Below are 17,863 nucleotides of genomic sequence, written 5' to 3' on the forward strand. Positions count from 1 at the left end.
GTCCTGTCCGGATCGGGCCTGCGCCCGTCGGTGAGGGGAGACGGAACCTTGAAGAGGACGAGAAGACGGACGCGCCGGGCCGCGCTGACGGCGGCCTTCGCCGTCGTGCTGGCCGGCGGAGGACTCGTGGCGGCCCCGCCGGCCTCCGCGCAGGGCGGTGTCGGGGCGGTGACGGTCCGGGTGGTCCGGGCGGTGGACGCCACCGGTGTGTGGACGCCCGCGTTGGAACCGGGCATCGCGGGCGTGACGGTGACGCTCACGGATGACGCGGGCACCAGGACCGAGGGCGCCACGGGCACCGACGGCACGGTGACGCTGGCCCCGGCCGCGAGCGCGGCGACCGACGGCAAGTACCGCGTCCGGGCGGTGAATCCGAAGCCGGGCACGCTCTTCCCGGCCTTCGCCTCGCGCCAGGGCCTGGACGGCGCGCCGAACCAGTTGAGCTCCAACGAGGAGTTCGTCGACCTCTCCGACGGCCGGAACGTCGCGTACACCACCGGGTTCTGGTACCCGGGCGACTACTGCCAGAAGAACGCCCCGTTGGTGACGACCTGTCAGAACACCACCTGGCAGGGCGGGGCGCAGCGCACGCTGGTGTCGTTCCCGTACAGTGCGCGCGGCCAGGACGGCGTGGACGTCGACGTCACCGGCATCGCCACCGACGCGCAGACGGGCACGCTGTTCGGCGTCGCGTGGAACAAGGCCGACCAGCGGGTGTTCTCCTCGGCGGCGGCCAAGCGCACCACCGACTACGGTCCGGGCGGCGCCGGCGGGATCTACGTGACGGACCCGGCGCGGAAGACCACCACGCTGTTCGCCACCGTCCCGGACGCCGGCGGTACGGCGCACGCGCCGGGGTCGGACGACGCGTTCCTGACCGTGCCGGGCAAGGAGAGCCTCGGCGGGCTCAAGGTCACCGAGGACGGCCGGGACCTGTTCGTCGTCAACCTCAACTCCCGTGCGCTGTACCGCTACGACGCCACCGCGGCGACGGCCGCGACGCCGACGGCCGTCTACCCGGTCCCGGACCCGGGCTGCCCCTCGGCCGGGGACTGGCGGCCGTTCGGCCTGGGCCTCCAGGACGGCGTCGGCTACCTGGGCGGTGTCTGCTCGGGCGAGTCGACGGGCCGGGCCTCGGACCTGCGGGCGGTCGTGCTGCCCTTCGACCCCGCCACCGGGCTGTTCCAACCGGCCGTCCTGGACCAGCCGTTGGACTACCCGCGGCAGTCGACCGTGGGCAGCGGCCCGTGCGACGGCGCCGGCTGGTTCCCGTGGACGGACACCTATCCGACCTCGCAGAACGGCCAGGCCTGCTCCGGCTACCGGGCCCAGCCGGAACCGGAGTTGGCCGAGGTCGGCTTCGAGACGGACGGCTCGATGCTGCTGGCCTTCCGCGACCGCCTGGCCGACCGGGCGACGGGCCAGTCGGCCTCGGGCGCCGCGGTCGGCGAGGTGCTGTCGGGCGGTGACCTGGACAAGGCCTGCGCGGAGAACGGCACGTACGTGCTGGACACCAACAACGGGTGCGGGCTTTCGCCCCGGGGCACCCGCTTCTTCGACACCAGCCGGTTCGGCGTCCACCACAACGCGGACTACGCCGGGATGGCGCTGTCCAAGGTCGAGAGCACCATCGGGATCTCCGGGTACGACCCCAACAACACGGCCTTCGGCTACGGGACGGCCTTCGTCCAGCGGGCGGACGGCCGGCAGGCCCCGGGGACCGGCCTGCGGCTCAACCCGGCGGACGTGCCCGCGCCGTTCGGCAAGGGCGCCTCGATGGGCGACCTGGAGGTGCTCTGCGACCGGGCGCCGCTGCAGATCGGCAACCGGGTCTGGTACGACCCCGGGCGCACGGGCATCCAGCGGCCGGGCGGGCGCCCGGTCCCCGGCGTCACGGTGCACCTGTACGACGGGGCGGGCGCGCTGGTCGGCACGACGAGGACCTCGGCGCGCGGCGAGTACTACTTCGACGACTCGAACGTCACCGGCGGCCTCGCGCCGCGCACCCGGTACACCCTCCGGCTGGACGAGCCGGCCGACTACGCCGAGGGCGGCCCGCTGTTCGAGTGGGCGCCCACCCGGCACGACGTCGGCGACGACCCGTTCGTCAACTCCAAGGGCGTCGTCCCGAGGGGCGGGAAGTACGCCGAACGGGAACTGACCACCGGCGGACCGGGCGAGAACGACCACACCCTCGACTTCGGCTTCCGCCCGACGAGGGGCGTGCTGACCCTGGTCAAGGTGGACCAGGACGGCAGGCCGCTGGCCGGGGCGACGTTCCAGCTGTGGCGGGTCAGCGGCGGACCGGGGTGGCCGGGGTGGCTCGGCTGGCCGGGCCCCGGCCGCGAGCGCGGGGACACGCCGGTCGGCGAGCCCTGCACGACCGGGGCCGACGGCATCTGCCGGGGCAGCGGCGGACCGGGGACGTACTACTGGGTGGAGCTGAGGCCGCCCGAGGGCTACGCGGCGGACCGGACGGTCTTCGGACCGCTGGTGCTCACCTGCGACAACCTCGGCGACGGGATCACGGTGACGGTGGTCAACCGGCTGATCCCCGGCCCCTGGCTGCCGCACGACCGGTGACCGGCGCCGGGCGGCCCCGCGGGGAGCAGGAGTCCGCGGGCCCGCCCGGCGCGGCCGGTCAGTGCTTCGGGACGGCGTCCGCGGACTCCGGCAGCGGGTAGGCACCCGGGTCGACCGGCCCCGGGAGGTCGGTCGCCGGGCGGCCGGGCGCGGTCGGGTCCGGCAGCGAGGGCTGCGCGGGCGGGACGGACACCTGGCTGAACGGGATGCCGGGCGGCGCCTGGACGGGGCTGGTGCGGCCGAAGGGCGGGGCGCTCCGGCCCTGGGCGGCGCAGCCCGCCAGCGTCTCCAGGCCGTCCGGGCTCTGGACGGCCGGCTGGTTGCCGGTGAAGCAGTTGCCCGGGTCGACGGAGGCCAGCACCAGGTCGGTGCCGTTGCCGGTGGCCCGGTTGCCCTCGACCCGGTTGCCGCTCGCCGGGTGCCCGGGCGGGTCGGTGATGACGATGCCGGCCGCGCGGTTGCCCTGGACCAGGTTGCGCTGCACCTGGTTCGCCGTGCCGCCGCCGATCCCGATCCCGATCCCGTAGGCGCCGTCGGCCTGTTGGGGGGTGTCGGTGGCGTTGTTGTCGGTGACGACGTTGCCCACGATCACCGCGCCGTGCTGCGGGGCGAGGGCTTCGAGGTCGTTGGAGTTGACGGTGACGCCGACCCGGTTCCCGGTGACCCGGTTGCCGACCACGGTGAGCCCGTCGGAGGCGTTGGTGATCTCGATGCCGACGGCGTTGCGCTCCACGGTGTTGCCCCGCACCAGGGTGTCGCAGGGCTTGCACTGGCCGACGTAGATGCCGGAGTCGGCGCCCCCGGAGGCGTACGAGTCCTCGATGACGCCGCCGCGGGCGTCGAAGGCGTAGATCCCGTACAGGCCGTTGTTGTAGGCGGTGACACTGCTGGCGCGGAAGCCCTCGACCACCGGGAAGCGCACGGTGTCCAGCGGGTTGTAGGCGGAGCCGCCGGCGCCGTGCTGCTGGAGCTTCTCGTCGGTGACGCCGGTGAACAGCACGCCGTTGGCGAGGTAGCCGTGGACGGTGAGGTTCTCCACCACCGAGCCGGGGCCGGAGGCGGTGATGCCGTTGACCAGCCGCAGGCCGCCGTCCAGCACCACGGTGTTGCGGTCGGTGCCGCGCAGCACGATCCGGGGCTTGGTGAGGCGCACGCTCTCCCGGTAGGTGCCCGGGTCGACCAGCACGGTGTCCCCCTCGCGGGCGACGTCCACGGCCTGCTGGATGGTCGGGAAGTGCTGCGGGACGCGGATGACCGTGCCGTCCGGGTGCTTGGCGTCGGAGGAGGACGAGCCGCCCGAGGAACAGCCGGCCAGCGCCAGGACGGCGGCGGCGAGCAGGGCGGGCAGGCGCCTGGCGACGCGGGCCCCGGGTGGGGGTGTCGTGCCGGACCGCGGGTGACGTGTGGTCAAAAGTTGCATACGGCGTGTTCTATCGTCTCCAATGTCGCCCATGCATGCCGAAACCGGAAAGGCGCAGGACCAGCCACCGACCGCGCGGGGCGCCGGGGTGGATCGAAGGGGGCTGCTCGCGGGCGGGGCGGTGGTGGCCGCCGGGCTCGGCGCGGGGGTCACGGCACTGGCCATGGGCACCAGCGGCGTCCGGGGGCACGGCCGCGGCGCCCGACCGGCGGCGGCACCGGAGCCACCGGCCGTCCCCTTCCACGGCGAACGGCAGGCCGGGGTGACGACCGCGCAGCAGCCGGCCACCCAGCTGCTGGCCCTCGACCTGGCGCCCGCCGCGACCTCGGACGGGCGGGCCGCCCTGCGCGGCCTGCTCGGCGAGCTGACCCGGGTGCTGGCCGGGGCGACCGGCGGCAGCCCGGCCGACGCCCGGCTGCAGGGCGGCCAACCGGCCCGGCTCAGCAGCCTGGTGGGCGTCGGGCCGGGCCTCGCCGCCCGGCTGGGGCTGAACGTTCCGCCGGCCCTGCTGACCGAGCTGCCCGCCTTCCCCGGGGACCGGCTCGACCCGGCGCGCGGCGGCGGCGACCTGGTGGTCCAGCTGTGCGCGGCCGACCGCTGGCCGCTGTCCGTGGTCGCCGAGCAGGTCGACGCGGCGGCCCGGGCGGCGGGCGCGACCGCGCGGTGGACGCAGTCCGGCTTCCTGGCCCGGACGGCCGGCGGCGCCACCCCGCGCAACCTGTTCGGCTTCAAGGACGGCACGGCGAACCCGGACGGAACCGAGAGCGGGCAGTGGGTCTGGGGCCCGCCGGGGCCGTACGAGCACGGGACGGTGCTGGTCTACCGCCGGATCCGGATGGACACCGCCGCCTTCGCCGCCCTCCCCGTCGACCACCAGGAGCAGGTGATGGGCCGCCGGGTCGGCGACGGCGCCCCGCTCACCGGCACGGCCGAGCACGACGAGCCGGACATCTACGCCAAGAACCCGGACGGCTCGTACCTCATCCCGGCCACCGCGCACGTCCGCCTCTCCAGCCCCCGGCTGGACGGCGGCGCCCGGATGCTGCGGCGCGGCTACAACTACGACGACGGCCCGGGCGACCGCGGCCTGCTGTTCTGCGCCTTCATGCGCGACCCGGCCCAGTTCACCCGCGTCCAGAACCGCCTGGCGGCGCGCGACGCCCTCAACACCTTCATCGAGCACACCGCCTCGGCGGTGGCCTACGTCCTGCCGGGCGCGCCGGAGGGCGGGACGCTGGGGGAGGGGTTGTTCGGGTGAGCCGGGGGCGGTGGTCGGCCGCCCTGCCCGACGGCTGAGGCCGGGCGGCCGACCGCCGGTGCCGGCTCCCGGCCGACCGCCGGTGCCGCCTCCCGGTCGACCTACCAGTCGACCGGGAGGCGGGCCGGGCTCCGGGTGGTGCCGCCGAGCTGCCAGGCGAGGTCCGCTACCGGGGTGGTGAGGCGCAGGCCCGGCAGGGCGGTGGCGAGCCGGTGCAGGGACTCCCGCATCTCCAGCCGGACCCGCCAGGCGCCGATGCAGTAGTGCGGGCCGGAGCTGAAGGCGAGGGTCGGGGCGGGGAGCGGGAGGCCCAGGTCGGCGTCGAGGCCCTCGGGGTAGACGGCCGGGTCGCGGTTGGCGCTGCCGAGGCTGACGGCGACGACCGAGCCGGCCGGGATGGTCACGTCGCCGACCTCGACCGGCGCGGTGGTGCGGCGGATGGTGGCCTCGTCGTCGCCGAGTGGGATGTAGTGCAGCAGCCGTTCGGCGGTGCGCTCGGCGGTGTCCGGGTCGGCGAGGCGCGGCCAGTGCTCGGGGCGTTCGCCGAGCACGTAGACCAGGGCGTTGGCGAGGGCGCCGGCGACGCTCTCGTTGCCGCTGGCGGTGAGCCCGGCGACCAGGAAGACGAGGGACTCCTCGGGGACGCCGCCGTCCTGGTCGGCGGCCCGGACCAGCCGGCTGACCAGGTCGTCGCCCGGCTCGCGGCGCCGGCGGGCGACCAACTCGCCCATGAAGGAGCCGAATTCGGCGAGGGTGGCGTCGTGGTCGGGGTCCGTGCCCGGTTGCTGTCCGCCGTCCTGAGCGCCGTCCTGACCGCCGGCCGGCTCGCCGCCCTGGTCCTCGCCCTGGGCGAGCAGGGCGCGGGTCCAGCGCCGCAGCCGCTCCTCGTCCAGGTGGTCCGGCCCGTCCCCGTCGAGCCCCATCAGCCGGGTGGTGACGGCGAACGGCACCGGCCGGGCGAACGCGGGGACCAGGTCGGCCGTCGGGCCGGCGGCGACCAGCCGGTCCACGGACTGCTGGACGGCGGCGGCGACCCACGGCTGCCAGCCGGCGATGGCGCGCGGGGTGAAGGCCCGTTGGGCGGTGCCGCGCAGCCGGCGGTGGGCGGGCCCGTCCTGGTTGAACAGGGACGCCGGGTTGGCGGCCACGTCGGCGGTGGCGCCCGCGGTGCCGACGTCATGCAGGTCGGCCCGGGTGACCCGGGGGTCGCCGAGGACCTGCCGGACGTCGTGGTAGCGGGTGATCAGCCACGCGGGGGTGCCGTCCGGGAGGGTGGTGGGGTGGGGCGGCTGGGCAGGGGTGGTGGGGAGCCGGTGGAGTGGGGGGAGGGTGGTCCCGGTGTCGGCTGCGGCGGAGTCCATGGGTCCCTTCGCGGGGTTCGGAGGTCCGACTGGTCGAGGGGAGTCAGAGCATCCAATTGTCATATGTTCATGAGGAATTGGGCGCTTGCGGAGCTTCTCCCCTTACGTCCCGATGGTATGCCCTCGGTGCCCCCAGCCGGGTGCCGGATCGACGGGCAGCAGCGGCCGGAGCGCGCCCAGCACGGCGCCGATGCAGGCGTCCCGCAGCTCGGTGCGGGAGCAGCTCTCCTCGGTCAGCCAGTCGATGACCAGCACCCGGACGAACACCAGCCAGCTGCGCAGGACCTGCGACACCGCCAGTCGCGCCTGCTCGTCCGCGAGCGGGAGGACGCCGAGCAGCCGGCCGCGCAGGGCGTCGAGCTCCTCGGTGATGATGGTCTGGATCACCTGGTCCCCGGCCAGCACGCGGTTGGCCGCGAGCACGGCGTGCCGGTTGGCGATGAAGTAGTCGAGGTGGGCGTCCATGCCCTCGACCAGCTGCTCGACCAGGGTGTCGCCCGGGTCGAACCGGCTCCTGGCGAGCAGGTCGGCGGAGGCCTCCCGGTAGACGGCGGCGAAGAGTTCGTGCTTGCTCGCGAAGTGCCGGTAGAGCAGGGCGCGGGAGACCCCGGCCCGCTCGGCGACCTCCTCCATCAGCACCCCCTCGTACGGCCGTTCGGCGAACAGCCGGGCACCGACGGAGAGCAGCTGGGCGCGTCGCTCGGCGGGGGAGAGCCGGCGGCGCCGTTCGTGGACTGGCATGCGGGCCAGGCTACTTGACACGTGTCTACTTGCCGGCGCTAGCGTGGTGGGCAACGTAGTAGACACGTGTCAACCAGACCTCTGTGAGGGGTGGACGGGCCATGGCCAAGGCGTTGCGGGTGCTCGCGTGGACGATGGGGATCGCCTGCGTGGCGATCGGCTTCCTCCACATCCTGCTGGGGAACTCCGCGATGCCCGGGATCGCGGACGCCGGCCCGACGGTCGGCAGCTTCGGCCGCTTCATGGGCGCGGTCTTCGCCGGGTACGGGGCGGCCTGGATCCACGCCGCCCGGCAGACGCCGGTGCCCGCCCGGCCGGTGCGGTGGCTGGCGGCGGTCCTCCTGCTGGGCGGCCTCGCGCGGGTGCTGTCGCTCGTCGTCGACGGCCGTCCGCACTGGTTCCAGCTCGTGCTGATGGGGATCGAACTCGGGCTCGCACCCGTGTACTTGTGGGTCGCCGACGCGGACGAGCGGGCGCACGTGGACCTGCGGTCCTGAGCTCCCCCGGTTCCATCATCGGGGGGCCGGTCGTCAGCGGCGGCTATGCTGCTCCTGCGATCGAACGTACGTCCGCGAGGAGGGTCCGGAGCATGAGCGGCACCGTGGTGGCGGTCAGCAGCAACGCCGAGTACTCGTTCACCAAGCCGAACCGGAACGGCATCACCCTGCTCGCCGGCTAGGGCCTGTCTTCGAACTCGCGTCTGCGGGGCGACGCCGGGGCACGCACCTCGCCGCGTTGTCGTCGGTCGCCAATGCTCCGCAGTGGCTCCCTCCTCCGCCTTGCGATGCACGCACCCCAACGCCGCCCCGCCCGCCCTCCGGGCGGACGACGGGAGTTCGAAGACAGGCCCTGGGCGTCGAAGGGGACGTGCACGCCGGGGTGACGGTCCGGCACCGGTCCCGGGTCGCCCAGGACCCGACCCAGCCCAACCTGCGCCAGGTCCACCTGATCCACCGCGAACTGCTCACCGAACTCGGCGAGTCGGGCTTCGACGTCACGCCGGGCGCCCTCGGCGAGAACATCACCACCGAGGGCGTCGACCTGCTCGGCCTGCCGGTCGGCGCGGTGCTGCGGATCGGCCCGGAGGCCGAGGTGGAGATCACCGGCCTGCGCAACCCGTGCACCCAGATCGACGCCTACCGGCCCGGCCTGCTCAAGCAGGTCGTCGGTCGCGCCGAGGACGGCACGATCGTGCGCCGCGCCGGCATCATGGGCGTCGTCCGCACCGGCGGCCCGGTCCGGCCCGGCGACGCCGTCGCGGTCGAGCTGCCGGACGGCCCGCACCGCCCGCTCGACCGGGTCTGACCCCGCGGGCCTCAGGACGCGTCGCCGTCCCCGTTTCCATCGACGCGGCGCAGGTCGTAGAGGTACGACCGGCCGGCCTTCCAGCTGCGCCACGGCCCGGTCGGCGGGAGCTCCCGGTGCCGGTCCTCGCCCAGCAGCGGACCGGAGTTGGGCACGCCCTCGGCGTCGACGACGCACCAGCCCCGCTCCGGCGTCCACCGACACCACAGGTCCAGGTCCCGCCGCTTGTAGGACGGGCGGCCGTTGGCGGTGCCGTTCAGGTCGAAGCGGTAGACCAGGCCGTCCAGGCGGCGGACGAACTCGATCGCGGACACGGCTGATCCCCTCCTGGAATGCCCCGGCGAGATACCCCCACCCCGTAAAGGTGACGGCCCCCGGGGGCCGTCGGAGGAACCGTCACCGCTGGAACGCGGTCAGGACCTGACCAGGCGGGCGATGGCCTGGTTGGCCTCGCGGATCTTGGTGCCCGCCTCCTGGCCGCCCTCGGCGATGGCGTCCCGGACGCAGCATTCGATGTGCTCGTCGAGGAGTTGGAGGGCGAAGGACTGGAGAGCGCGGCTGGCGGCGGACACCTGGGTGAGGACGTCGATGCAGTAGGTGTCCTCCTCGACCATGCGCTGGAGGCCGCGGATCTGGCCCTCGATGCGGCGGAGCCGCTTGCGGAAGTCGTCCTTGTGCGAGCTGTAGCCGGCCATGGCCGTCTCCGGTTCCTGTGCGGTGAGGCGTGCGCTCACTCTACCGGGGGCGTGCCGAGGGGGAGTCGGCCCGGACGGGCGGGGTGGCGCCCTCCCGTCCGGGCCGACGTCGGAGGCTCAGGCCTCGACGCGGCGGACCAGCTCGTAGCCGGCCTCGTCGACGGCGGCGGCCACGTCGGAGTCGGCGAGCGGCAGGGTGCTGCCGACGGTGACCCGGCCGGTGGCGAGGTCCACGGCGACCTCCTCGACGCCGTCGAGCTTCTTCAACTCGGCGGTCACCGAGGAGACGCAGTGGCCGCAGGTCATGCCCTTCACCTGGAAGACCGAGGTCAGGCCGGACTCGGCGGCCGGTGCCGCGCCGGCGCCGGTGCCGCACGAGCCGCAGCAGGAGGTGGCCTCGGCGGCGGCGGACTCGACGGTGACGGTGGTCTCGCTCATGGGTGTGCTCCTGTCGTGGTGCCCGGCGCCGGCCGGACTGCCCGGGCGGCTGCTTCCTTTCGAACATACCATACCCCCCTAGGGTAATTGCTAGAGCTGCCGGAGCACCTTCCGCCGCCCGGAGTGGGCCGTCAACGACCCGATGTGACAGTCCTGTTGCGGGTGCCGGGGCAGGGTGGAGGAGCTCCCCCGCATCCCCGGACGACCGACCCCACCACCTGAGGTGAACCCATGGACCACACCACCCGGCGCACCCCGCGCGGCCTGCGCGACATCCTCGCGGCCGGCGAACGGACCTACTCCTTCGAGTTCTTCCCCGCCAAGGACGAGGCCGGCGAACGCGCCCTGTGGGCGGCGATCCGGCGGGTGGAGGCGGTCGCGCCGACCTTCGTCTCGGTCACCTACGGCGCCGGCGGCTCCTCGCGCGACCGCACCATCGGCACCACCGAACTGATCGCCGCCCAGACCACCCTGCGCCCGGTGGCCCACCTCACCGCCGTCGGCCACTCCACCGCCGAACTCCAGGCCGTCCTACGGCGCTACGCCGACGTCGGCATCCGCGACGTCCTCGCCCTGCGCGGCGACCCGCCGGGCAACCCCAACGGCCGCTGGGAGCCCCACCTGCAGGGCCTGCGCTACGCGGCCGAACTCGTCCGACTCGTCAAGGAGTGCGGCGCGTTCACCGTCGGCGTCGCCGCCTTCCCCGAGCGCCACCCGCGCTCGGCCGACTGGGAGGACGACATCCGGCACTTCGTCGCCAAGTGCCGGGCCGGCGCCGACTACGCCGTCACCCAGATGTTCTTCGACGTCGAGCACTACCTGCGGCTGCGCGACCGGCTGGCCGCGGCCGGCTGCGCGACCCCGGTCATCCCCGAGATCATGCCCGCCACCGACGTACGCCAGATCAGCCGCTTCGCCGAACTCAGCGGCGCCTCCTTCCCCACCGGACTGGCCCGACAACTGGAGGCGGCCCGCGGCGACCGGGCGACCGCCCACCGCATCGGCGTCGACCACGCCACCAGGATGGCCGAACGCCTCCTCCACGAGGGCGCGCCCGGCCTCCACTACATCACCCTGAACCGCTCCACCGCCGCCCTGGAGATCCACCGCAACCTCGCCCTCACCACCCCGACCCCCCGCCCCCTGACCCCCACCGCGGCCTGACCCCTGCGGTGAACGGCGAAGCCGAACCAGTCCGCCGCCGGCCTCCCCACCCGAGGAGGCCGGCGCCGGAGGGCGCCTCGCTACGAACGGAGTCCATCATTCGCGCGTTCCGTCGCGGCGGCCGACTCGGCGAGTGCACGGACGACGAGCAATGCCGTCCCCTCGTCGTGGATCCCTGTCGATTCCCTCTGCTCCACGATCATTTCCGCTGCCATGTGCGCCGTGGCATGCGCCAGCGAGTACTCGCCCAGGACCAGATCCCGCCCGATGATCCCGATGACAGCGTCGAGAGCGGGGACGACGTCGTACAGGTTCTTTCCATCCGCCCACACGGCTTCTCGGGCCCTCGGATCCTCACTCATGAACGAGATCTTCTCAAGGACCACGGGGCCGACCGACTGTGGGCCGGCAGGCGCGCGAACCCTGTCCTCCACCGACTCCACCGTGGCCAGAGGCGTGAGCGAACCGGCTCGGCCGGGATCCCGGCCGAGCCGATCTCGGATCCGGTAGGCACAGCAGGGCCCTGCTCTGCCTGCTTGACCTTCGATGAGACACGGTGTGATCCGTCAGGCCTCGGTGAGGATCGCTCAGGGTTCGGCGCAACGGGACGGTCAGCGGGTGCGGTAGGCCTCGGTGATGGACTGGTCGAGGGTGTTGCCGTCGGTGTCGGTCAGTTCGGCGCGCAGGGAGACGGCGGTGCCGGCCGGGGGGTTGTGGACGGTGACGGCGCCGGCGTCGACGGGGAGGCGGGTCCAGGAGGCGCCGCCGTCGGTGGAGGAGGAGACGGTGAGCGAGCGGACGCGGCCGTCCGCGGCGGCGCCCTGCACGGTGACCGGGATGCGCAGCGCGCTGCCGGCCGTCGCGGTGCCGGTCGGGTCGAGCTCGGGGGCGAACCGTACGACGCTGACCGGGAGCGCGGTCGGGGCGGCGGTGGTAGCGGAGGCGAAGGTCCAGGACGCGGTCACCCGGGTGGTCGCGCCGGCCGCGGCCTTGCGGGTCACGGTGGTGGCCAGGCGGTAGCCCGCCGTGCCCGGGGTGACGGTGAACTCGCCGCGCCCGGCGGCGTCGGAGGCGGCGCCGACCAGCACCCCGTCGCGGTACAGCGAGGTGTAGGCGGTGTCGAACGAGGGGGTCCACGGCACGTGGCCGTCGCCGTCGGCGAGCAGCGGGACGTCCGCGGTGATCCGGTCGCCGTCGCGGGAGACGGCGGGGCGGTCGGTGAGCGCGGGGCCGAAGACCGGGCCGTCGAAGGTCCGGGTGGTCGTGGCCCCGGCCCGTACGGCGACGCGGTCTTCGGTGTAGTAGGTCGGCCGGCTGCCGTCGGCGCGGGGGACGGTGACGCCGATGTCCCAGGTGCCGCGTTCGGGTGCGATGTGGAAGGTGGCGGTGCCGGGTGTGGTGACGCTCCGGGATTCGCCGATGCTCGCTCCGTCGCTCGGCTGGAGGCTGACGAGCGCGGTCGCGGCGCCGCCCGGTCCGGCGGCGCCGCGGATGTTCACGGTGGCCAGCTCCTGCGCGGAGTAGTGCTTGCTGAGCCCGGTCAGCGCGCGGGTGCCGGTGGAGGTCCGGCCGAGCAGGTAGCCGCCGGTGTCGGTGTCCCAGTTGACGTCGAACCACTGCTTGACCGCCCCGGCCTCGGTCTGCGGCCCGAGGTGGGCGACGCGCAGGTTCGGCGACCCGTTGGCGACGTTGACGGTCCTGGTGGCACCCTCGTGTGTGACCTCGACGAACATCCCGCTGTGCCGGAAGCGCGCGGACCCGTCCGGGGGCCGGACGTCGACGAGGGCGGTGGTCCGCGCGTCGACGGTGACGGTGGTGTCGTGGTCGAGGTCGAGGCGCGGCTGGACGATCCAGTCCGTCCAGATCGTGCCGCCCGGCTCCAGACCCGAGGTCAGGTTGCTGTCCAGCACGTACCGGCCCTTGGGCAGCCGTACGGTGGTGACGCCGGAGGGGGCGTCCAGCCGGACCGAGGTGTCGGCGCCGGGGCCGGAGATCCCGGTGACGCTGGTCCGGTACGGCGCGGTCGCCTGGCCGGCGCGGTCCAGGTGCCGGACGGTGAGGGTGTACGTCTCCGGCTCGGCGGCGAAGGCCGGGCCGCCGAGGGCGGGAGTCGGGGCGCCGGCCAGGGCGACGGCGACGGCCAGGGCCCGGAGGGCGTTCCGGCGGGGAACGGAGCGGGGAGCGGAAGCTGTGGTCATGTCCTGTACTGCTCGGAGGGGCACCGGAGTTCCTGTGAGCCGGGCCACATCCACGGTGGGTCGGGGCATGTGACGCACGTCACCGGAACCCGGGTGCCGGACCGGGCAGGGCAGAGTGTGGAAGCACTCATGAGAACGCGTCTGCGCCGCGGCGACCCCGACGTCCTGGGCGAGCTCTACGACGAGCACGCCCAGGTGCTGTACCGCTACGCCCTGCGCGTGACGGGCGACTGGGCGGAGGCCGAGGACGTCGTCTCGACGACCTTCCTGGAGGCGTGGCGGGGCCGGGAGCGGCTGCACCCCGACGGCGACGGCCTGTGCCCGTGGCTGCTGGGGATCGCGACCAACGTCATGCGCCGCAACGCCCGCGCCCGGCGGCGCCGCGACCTCGCGCTCGCCCGGATCCCGGAGCGCGGCGCCGTCCCGGACTTCTCCGACGACCTGGTCGCGCACCTCGCGGACGTCGAGGAGCTGCGGGCCGCGCGCCGGGCGCTCGCCCGGCTCCGGCGCCGGGATCGGGAGGTCTTCACGCTGGTGGTGTGGGCCGGGCTGGACTACGCGAGCGCGGCGGAGGCGCTCGGCACGCCGGTCGGGACCGTCCGCTCGCGGCTGTCCCGGGCGCGGGCCCGGCTGCGCGAACTCACCGAGGCCGAGGCCAGGGCGGAGGCGAAAGTGAAGGCGAAGGCCGAAGCCAGGGCCCGCGCCGCCGTCCCCGCTCCCGCTCCCGTCCCTGTCCGCGTCGCCGCTGCCGCCGCCCCCGCCCTGCCCGTACCGGGCCGCCTCCCCGCGCTCCGGCCGTCGACCCAGGAGAGCCACGGATGAACGCCACCCCACGGCGAGCCGCGCAGCGCCCGGCGTCCGAGGAGTCGGAGCGCCGTGAACTCGCCGGGCTGCTGCCCCCGCCGGCGGTGCCCGGCCTGCACGCGGACCGCCGACTGCTGTTGAGGGAGGCACTGTTGCGCCAGGCCGCCGAGCCGCAGGGCCGCCCCGCTCTGCGAGCCCCGCTCCGGCGTCCGGCCGGGTGCCCGGTCCGGCGCCCGGCCAGGCGTTCGGCCCGGTTCCGGATCGCGGTGCCTGCGCTCGCCTGCGCCCTGGCGGTGGTCGGCGTCGTGGCGTCGGACCTCGGGGGCGCGGGGACGCCCGGGCGCGACCACGCGGCGGTGGCGGGAGGCGGTGCGACCGGCGGCTCCGAAGCCGTACGGCTGCTCGACCGCATCGCCCTCGCCGCCGCCGGATCGGAGCAACCGGCGGTCCGCGCCGACCAGTTCGTCTACATCGAGAGCAGGGTCGCCTACGCGGCGCAGAGCGCGGGCGGCGGCCCCGTGACGATGGCGCCCGCGCACACCCGGCAGGTGTGGCTGTCCGCCGACGGCAGCCGCCCCGGCCTGCTGCGCGAGGAGGGCGGGCCGGACAGCCGGCTCGGCGAGGACGGGCCGGTCCTCCACCTCGACCAGCCGGGGGCGACGGCCCGGCCCGAGGTGCCCGGCGGGGGGAGCGGTCCGTCGGTCGGCGAACCGACCCACGCCTTCGTCGCCGCGCTGCCCACCGACCCGGACGCCCTGCTGCGGCTGGTCAGGGAGCAGACCCGGGGCCAGGGCCAGGACCCGGACCAGCGGGCGTTCACGGCGATCGGCGACCTGCTGGCCGAGACCTGGGCACCGCCGCAGGTCGCCGCCGAGCTCTACCGGGCGGCCGAGCGGATCCCCGGGGTCACGGTGGTCGCCTCGGCCGTCGACGCCGCCGGGCGCGAGGGCGTCGCCGTGGCCCGTACGGCGTACGGGCGGCAGACGCAGTGGGTCTTCGACCGGAGCACGTACGCGTTCCTCGGCGAGCGCACGGTCCTCGCCGAGGACGGCGAGGCGGGCCCGGCCGGGACGGTGGTCGGCACCTCCGCGGTCCTCGCCCGGGCCGCCGCCGACCGCGTCGGCGAACTCCCGCCGCCAGCCCGGTAGTCCGGTGCCGGCCCACCGCACCGGGTTCCTCCATGAGGGCCCCGGTGCGGTGGGCGCGGCCCGGCCGAGGGCCGCTCGCGGGTGAGGCGGCCGAGGGCGGCGGTCAGAACGTCACGACGATCTTCCCGGCCAGGCCGCCCTCGCGGAACCGCTCGTGCGCGGCCCGGATCTCCTGGAGCCCGTACGTGGCGTGCACCCGCGGCCGCAGGGCGCCGTCGTCGACGAGCCGGGCCAACTCGGCCAGCCCGGCGCCGTCCTCGCGCACCTGGTGGACGGTGGTGCGCACGCCGCGGGCGGAGAGGTCCGGGACGGGGCCGGCCTGGGTGGCGATCGAGGCGTAGCGGCCGCCGTCCGCGACCGCGTCGGTGACGAAGGCCCCGAAGGTGTCGAAGACCGCGTGGTAGCCGCGGCCCCGGAAGGCGGCGGGGTCGGTGGAGACGAGCCCCGCGCCGTGCTCGCGGGCGAAGCCGGCCTGCGCGTCACGGGAGACCAGGGCGTCGACCTCGACGCCCCGCGCCCGGGCTATCTGCAGGGCGAGCCCGCCGACCGCGCCGGCGGCACCGGCGATCAGCAGCCGCTCGCCGGCGGACACCGCCAGCCAGTCCAGCGTCTGCAGGGCCGTCAGCCCGGGCAGCGGCAGCGTGGCGGCCTCGACCAGGCTGACCGCCCGCGGCGCGACGGCCACCGCCTCCGCCGGGAGGACGACCAGGTCGGCCCAGGTGCCGCGGGTGGTGCCGAGCTGGTGGGACATGGCGATGACCCGTTCCCCCGCCTCCAGCGGGCTGTCGCCGCCGTCGACGACGACGCCGGCCAGGTCCCAGCCGAGCGTCGTCGGCAGCGGGGGAGCGCCCTCGCCGATGGCCCCCTCCCGGGTCTTGTCGTCGACGGGGTTGATGCCGCTCGCGACGGTCCGGACCAGCACCTCCCCGGGGCCGGGCGCGGGCCGGGGGGTCTCGACGAGGTCGAGGACCTCGGGGGTGCCGAAACGGTCGATCTGGATGGCGCGCACGGAGGGCCCTTCACGAGGCGGGTGCTGACGCCTGGTGAAACCCCGCCGGTGGACGCCGGATTCCCCGCCCTCGCGGGCTGCCTCCCGCCGCCGGGCCCCGTTCCCCGCCGCCCCGGCTCCGTTGACTAAACCCTACCCCCCTAGGGTATGTTCTCGGTCGTCCTCACCGGGGTCGTCGACCGGCACATCCACCGTGCCCGTCCTGCGAGTTGGCGATCCTCGGCGATCGCCGCGAGGCACCGCCCCCGGCCGATACCCCTCACAGACAGGGAGTAAGAGATGGCAACCGACAGCACCGGGCCCGACCCCCGGAGGTGGCGCGCACTGGCGCTGATCGCCGCCGCGCAGTTCGTGGTGATCATGGACACCTCGATCATCGGGGTGGCCCTGCCCAGGATGAAGGACGCCCTCGGCTTCGGTCAGGAGGACCTGTCCTGGGTGTTCAACGCGTACGTGGTCGCCTTCGGCGGCCTGCTCCTGCTCGGCGGACGGCTCTCCGACCTGCTCGGCGCCCGCCGCCTGTTCAGCGCCGGCTGGGCGGTCCTCGGCGCGGGCTCACTGCTCGCCGGCCTCGCCGGGAACGTGCCCACCGAGCTGGCCGGCCGCGGCGTCCAGGGCCTCGGCGCCGCCCTCATCGCCCCCTCGGCGCTCACCCTGCTGATGACGCTCTTCGGCGGGAACCCGAAGGAACTGACCAAGGCCTTCGCCCTGTACGGCGCGGCGGCCCCGGCCGGCGGCACCGCGGGCGTCTTCCTCGGCGGCCTGATCACCCAGTACGTCAGCTGGCCCTGGGTGTTCTACATCAACATCCCGGTGGCCGTGGTCGCGCTGCTCGCCACTCCCGCGCTGATGCCCTCCGCGCCCCGGCGCCGCGGCGGCATCGACCTCGTCGGCGCGCTCACCGTCACCGCCGGACTGGCCGCCGCCGTGTACGCCGTCGTCCGTGCCCCGGAGGCGGGTTGGGCCTCCGCGTCGACCCTGCTGACCCTGGCCGGCGCGGCCGTGCTGCTGGCCGCCTTCCTGGTCGTCCAGGGCAGGCGCCGCGAGCCGCTGATGCGGCTGGGCATCTTCCGGGTGCCGAACCTCGGCGCCGCCAACCTCGCCCAGTTCCTGCTGGCCGCGGCCTGGGTGCCGATGTGGTTCTTCCTGAACCTCTACCTCCAGCAGGTCCTCCACCTCGGCGCCTTCGCCAGCGGCGCGGCCCTGCTGCCGATGACCGTCGCCATCATGGGCATCATGATCACCCTGGCGCCCCGGCTGATCGCCCGCTTCGGCCCCAAGGCACTGGTCGTCACCGGCATGCTCGCCCTCGGCGCCGGCCTGGCCGGGCTCTCGCTGGCCCGCCCGGACGGCAACTTCTGGACCGACGTGCTGCCCGCCTCCCTGCTCGCCGCGACCGGCATGGCGCTCGCCTTCATCCCCTCCCTCGGCACCGCGATCTCCAGCGCGCCCCCGGAGGACGGCGGCCTCGCCTCCGGCATCGTCAACACCGGCTACCAGGTGGGCTCGGCGCTCGGCCTGGCCGCGATGACCGCACTGGCCGGCGCCCGGACCCCGGACGCCACCGTCCAGGGTCTGACCTCGGGCTTCTCCGCTGCCTTCCTCGGCGCCGCGGCGATCGCGGTGGCCGGGGGCCTGCTCGCGGCGGCCACCCTGCGCACCCCGCGCCCCGGGCGCGCGGACGCCGCCGGGACGAAGTCCGCGACGGCCGCGTGAGGACGCCCACCACCCCGCCCGCC

Annotated in this window: 16 protein-coding genes and 2 pseudogenes; 9 read left to right on the plus strand and 9 right to left on the minus strand. The window is 75.0% G+C overall.

Features of this window, described 5'->3' with window-relative positions:
- Positions 1-48 precede the first annotated feature (48 nt).
- On the plus strand, positions 49-2,583 hold the full coding sequence (locus ACFVXH_RS14035) for an SdrD B-like domain-containing protein (RefSeq protein WP_387823136.1): 2,535 nt from the start codon (positions 49-51) through the stop codon (positions 2,581-2,583).
- Between the two features lie 58 nt (positions 2,584-2,641).
- Here ACFVXH_RS14035 and ACFVXH_RS14040 read toward each other — a convergent pair whose 3' ends face one another.
- Positions 2,642-4,003, minus strand: coding sequence for a right-handed parallel beta-helix repeat-containing protein (locus ACFVXH_RS14040; protein WP_387823139.1), 1,362 nt, complete (start codon positions 4,001-4,003; stop codon positions 2,642-2,644).
- A gap of 31 nt (positions 4,004-4,034) precedes the next feature.
- On the opposite strand from ACFVXH_RS14040, the gene ACFVXH_RS14045 reads away from it, so the two are divergent.
- Positions 4,035-5,261: a Dyp-type peroxidase gene (locus tag ACFVXH_RS14045; RefSeq protein ID WP_387823142.1), complete on the plus strand. Its 1,227-nt coding sequence runs from the start codon at positions 4,035-4,037 to the stop codon at positions 5,259-5,261.
- 101 nt (positions 5,262-5,362) lie between these two features.
- Here the strand turns inward: ACFVXH_RS14045 and ACFVXH_RS14050 are convergent, their stop codons facing one another.
- Together ACFVXH_RS14050 and ACFVXH_RS14055 are read right to left on the minus strand one after the other, a co-directional pair.
- Positions 5,363-6,622 (minus strand): cytochrome P450, encoded by a 1,260-nt coding sequence (locus ACFVXH_RS14050; RefSeq protein ID WP_387823145.1) that lies wholly within the window; start codon positions 6,620-6,622, stop codon positions 5,363-5,365.
- A gap of 102 nt (positions 6,623-6,724) precedes the next feature.
- Positions 6,725-7,363 (minus strand): TetR/AcrR family transcriptional regulator, encoded by a 639-nt coding sequence (locus tag ACFVXH_RS14055; protein ID WP_387823148.1) that lies wholly within the window; start codon positions 7,361-7,363, stop codon positions 6,725-6,727.
- Between the two features lie 101 nt (positions 7,364-7,464).
- Between ACFVXH_RS14055 and ACFVXH_RS14060 the strand changes: the two genes are divergently transcribed.
- The 3 genes and pseudogenes from ACFVXH_RS14060 to ACFVXH_RS14070 all read left to right on the plus strand — a co-directional run.
- Positions 7,465-7,860, plus strand: coding sequence for a DUF4345 domain-containing protein (locus tag ACFVXH_RS14060; RefSeq protein WP_387823151.1), 396 nt, complete (start codon positions 7,465-7,467; stop codon positions 7,858-7,860).
- 92 nt (positions 7,861-7,952) lie between these two features.
- A pseudogene (locus ACFVXH_RS14065) lies at positions 7,953-8,039 on the plus strand (MOSC domain-containing protein); the annotation flags it as partial.
- 173 nt (positions 8,040-8,212) lie between these two features.
- A pseudogene (locus ACFVXH_RS14070) lies at positions 8,213-8,668 on the plus strand (MOSC domain-containing protein); the annotation flags it as partial.
- Positions 8,669-8,679: 11 nt separating this feature from the next.
- On the opposite strand, the gene ACFVXH_RS14075 reads toward ACFVXH_RS14070, so the two are convergent.
- The 3 genes from ACFVXH_RS14075 to ACFVXH_RS14085 form a co-directional block, all read right to left on the minus strand.
- Complete coding sequence (locus ACFVXH_RS14075) at positions 8,680-8,982, minus strand: hypothetical protein (protein ID WP_387823154.1); 303 nt, start codon at positions 8,980-8,982, stop codon at positions 8,680-8,682.
- Between the two features lie 99 nt (positions 8,983-9,081).
- Positions 9,082-9,363: a metal-sensitive transcriptional regulator gene (locus ACFVXH_RS14080; protein WP_375875564.1), complete on the minus strand. Its 282-nt coding sequence runs from the start codon at positions 9,361-9,363 to the stop codon at positions 9,082-9,084.
- A gap of 117 nt (positions 9,364-9,480) precedes the next feature.
- Positions 9,481-9,801 (minus strand): heavy-metal-associated domain-containing protein, encoded by a 321-nt coding sequence (locus tag ACFVXH_RS14085; protein ID WP_387823156.1) that lies wholly within the window; start codon positions 9,799-9,801, stop codon positions 9,481-9,483.
- Between the two features lie 231 nt (positions 9,802-10,032).
- Between ACFVXH_RS14085 and metF the strand changes: the two genes are divergently transcribed.
- On the plus strand, positions 10,033-10,965 hold the full coding sequence (gene metF, locus ACFVXH_RS14090) for a methylenetetrahydrofolate reductase [NAD(P)H] (RefSeq protein WP_387823159.1): 933 nt from the start codon (positions 10,033-10,035) through the stop codon (positions 10,963-10,965).
- 80 nt (positions 10,966-11,045) lie between these two features.
- On the opposite strand, the gene ACFVXH_RS14095 is transcribed toward metF, so the two are convergent.
- Entirely contained in the window at positions 11,046-11,399 is a 354-nt protein-coding gene (locus ACFVXH_RS14095; protein ID WP_387823162.1) for a hypothetical protein, read from the minus strand.
- A gap of 177 nt (positions 11,400-11,576) precedes the next feature.
- Complete coding sequence (locus ACFVXH_RS14100; RefSeq protein ID WP_387823165.1) at positions 11,577-13,163, minus strand: serine protease; 1,587 nt, start codon at positions 13,161-13,163, stop codon at positions 11,577-11,579.
- 129 nt (positions 13,164-13,292) lie between these two features.
- On the opposite strand from ACFVXH_RS14100, the gene ACFVXH_RS14105 reads away from it, so the two are divergent.
- Together ACFVXH_RS14105 and ACFVXH_RS14110 are read left to right on the plus strand one after the other, a co-directional pair.
- Positions 13,293-13,985, plus strand: a complete 693-nt coding sequence (locus tag ACFVXH_RS14105; protein WP_387823168.1) for an RNA polymerase sigma factor — start codon at positions 13,293-13,295, stop codon at positions 13,983-13,985.
- On the plus strand, positions 13,982-15,115 hold the full coding sequence (locus ACFVXH_RS14110; protein ID WP_387823171.1) for a CU044_5270 family protein: 1,134 nt from the start codon (positions 13,982-13,984) through the stop codon (positions 15,113-15,115). Before ACFVXH_RS14105 ends, ACFVXH_RS14110 begins: the two co-directional genes overlap by 4 nt.
- Positions 15,116-15,218: 103 nt before the next feature.
- On the opposite strand, the gene ACFVXH_RS14115 is transcribed toward ACFVXH_RS14110, so the two are convergent.
- A complete protein-coding gene (locus ACFVXH_RS14115) occupies positions 15,219-16,124 on the minus strand; it encodes an NADP-dependent oxidoreductase (protein WP_387823174.1) in 906 nt (301 codons plus the stop codon).
- A gap of 279 nt (positions 16,125-16,403) precedes the next feature.
- On the opposite strand from ACFVXH_RS14115, the gene ACFVXH_RS14120 reads away from it, so the two are divergent.
- Complete coding sequence (locus tag ACFVXH_RS14120; RefSeq protein WP_380745131.1) at positions 16,404-17,840, plus strand: MFS transporter; 1,437 nt, start codon at positions 16,404-16,406, stop codon at positions 17,838-17,840.
- Positions 17,841-17,863 lie beyond the last annotated feature (23 nt).

It is taken from the genome of Kitasatospora sp. NPDC058184 (assembly GCF_042883725.1).
GTDB lineage: Bacteria > Actinomycetota > Actinomycetes > Streptomycetales > Streptomycetaceae > Kitasatospora.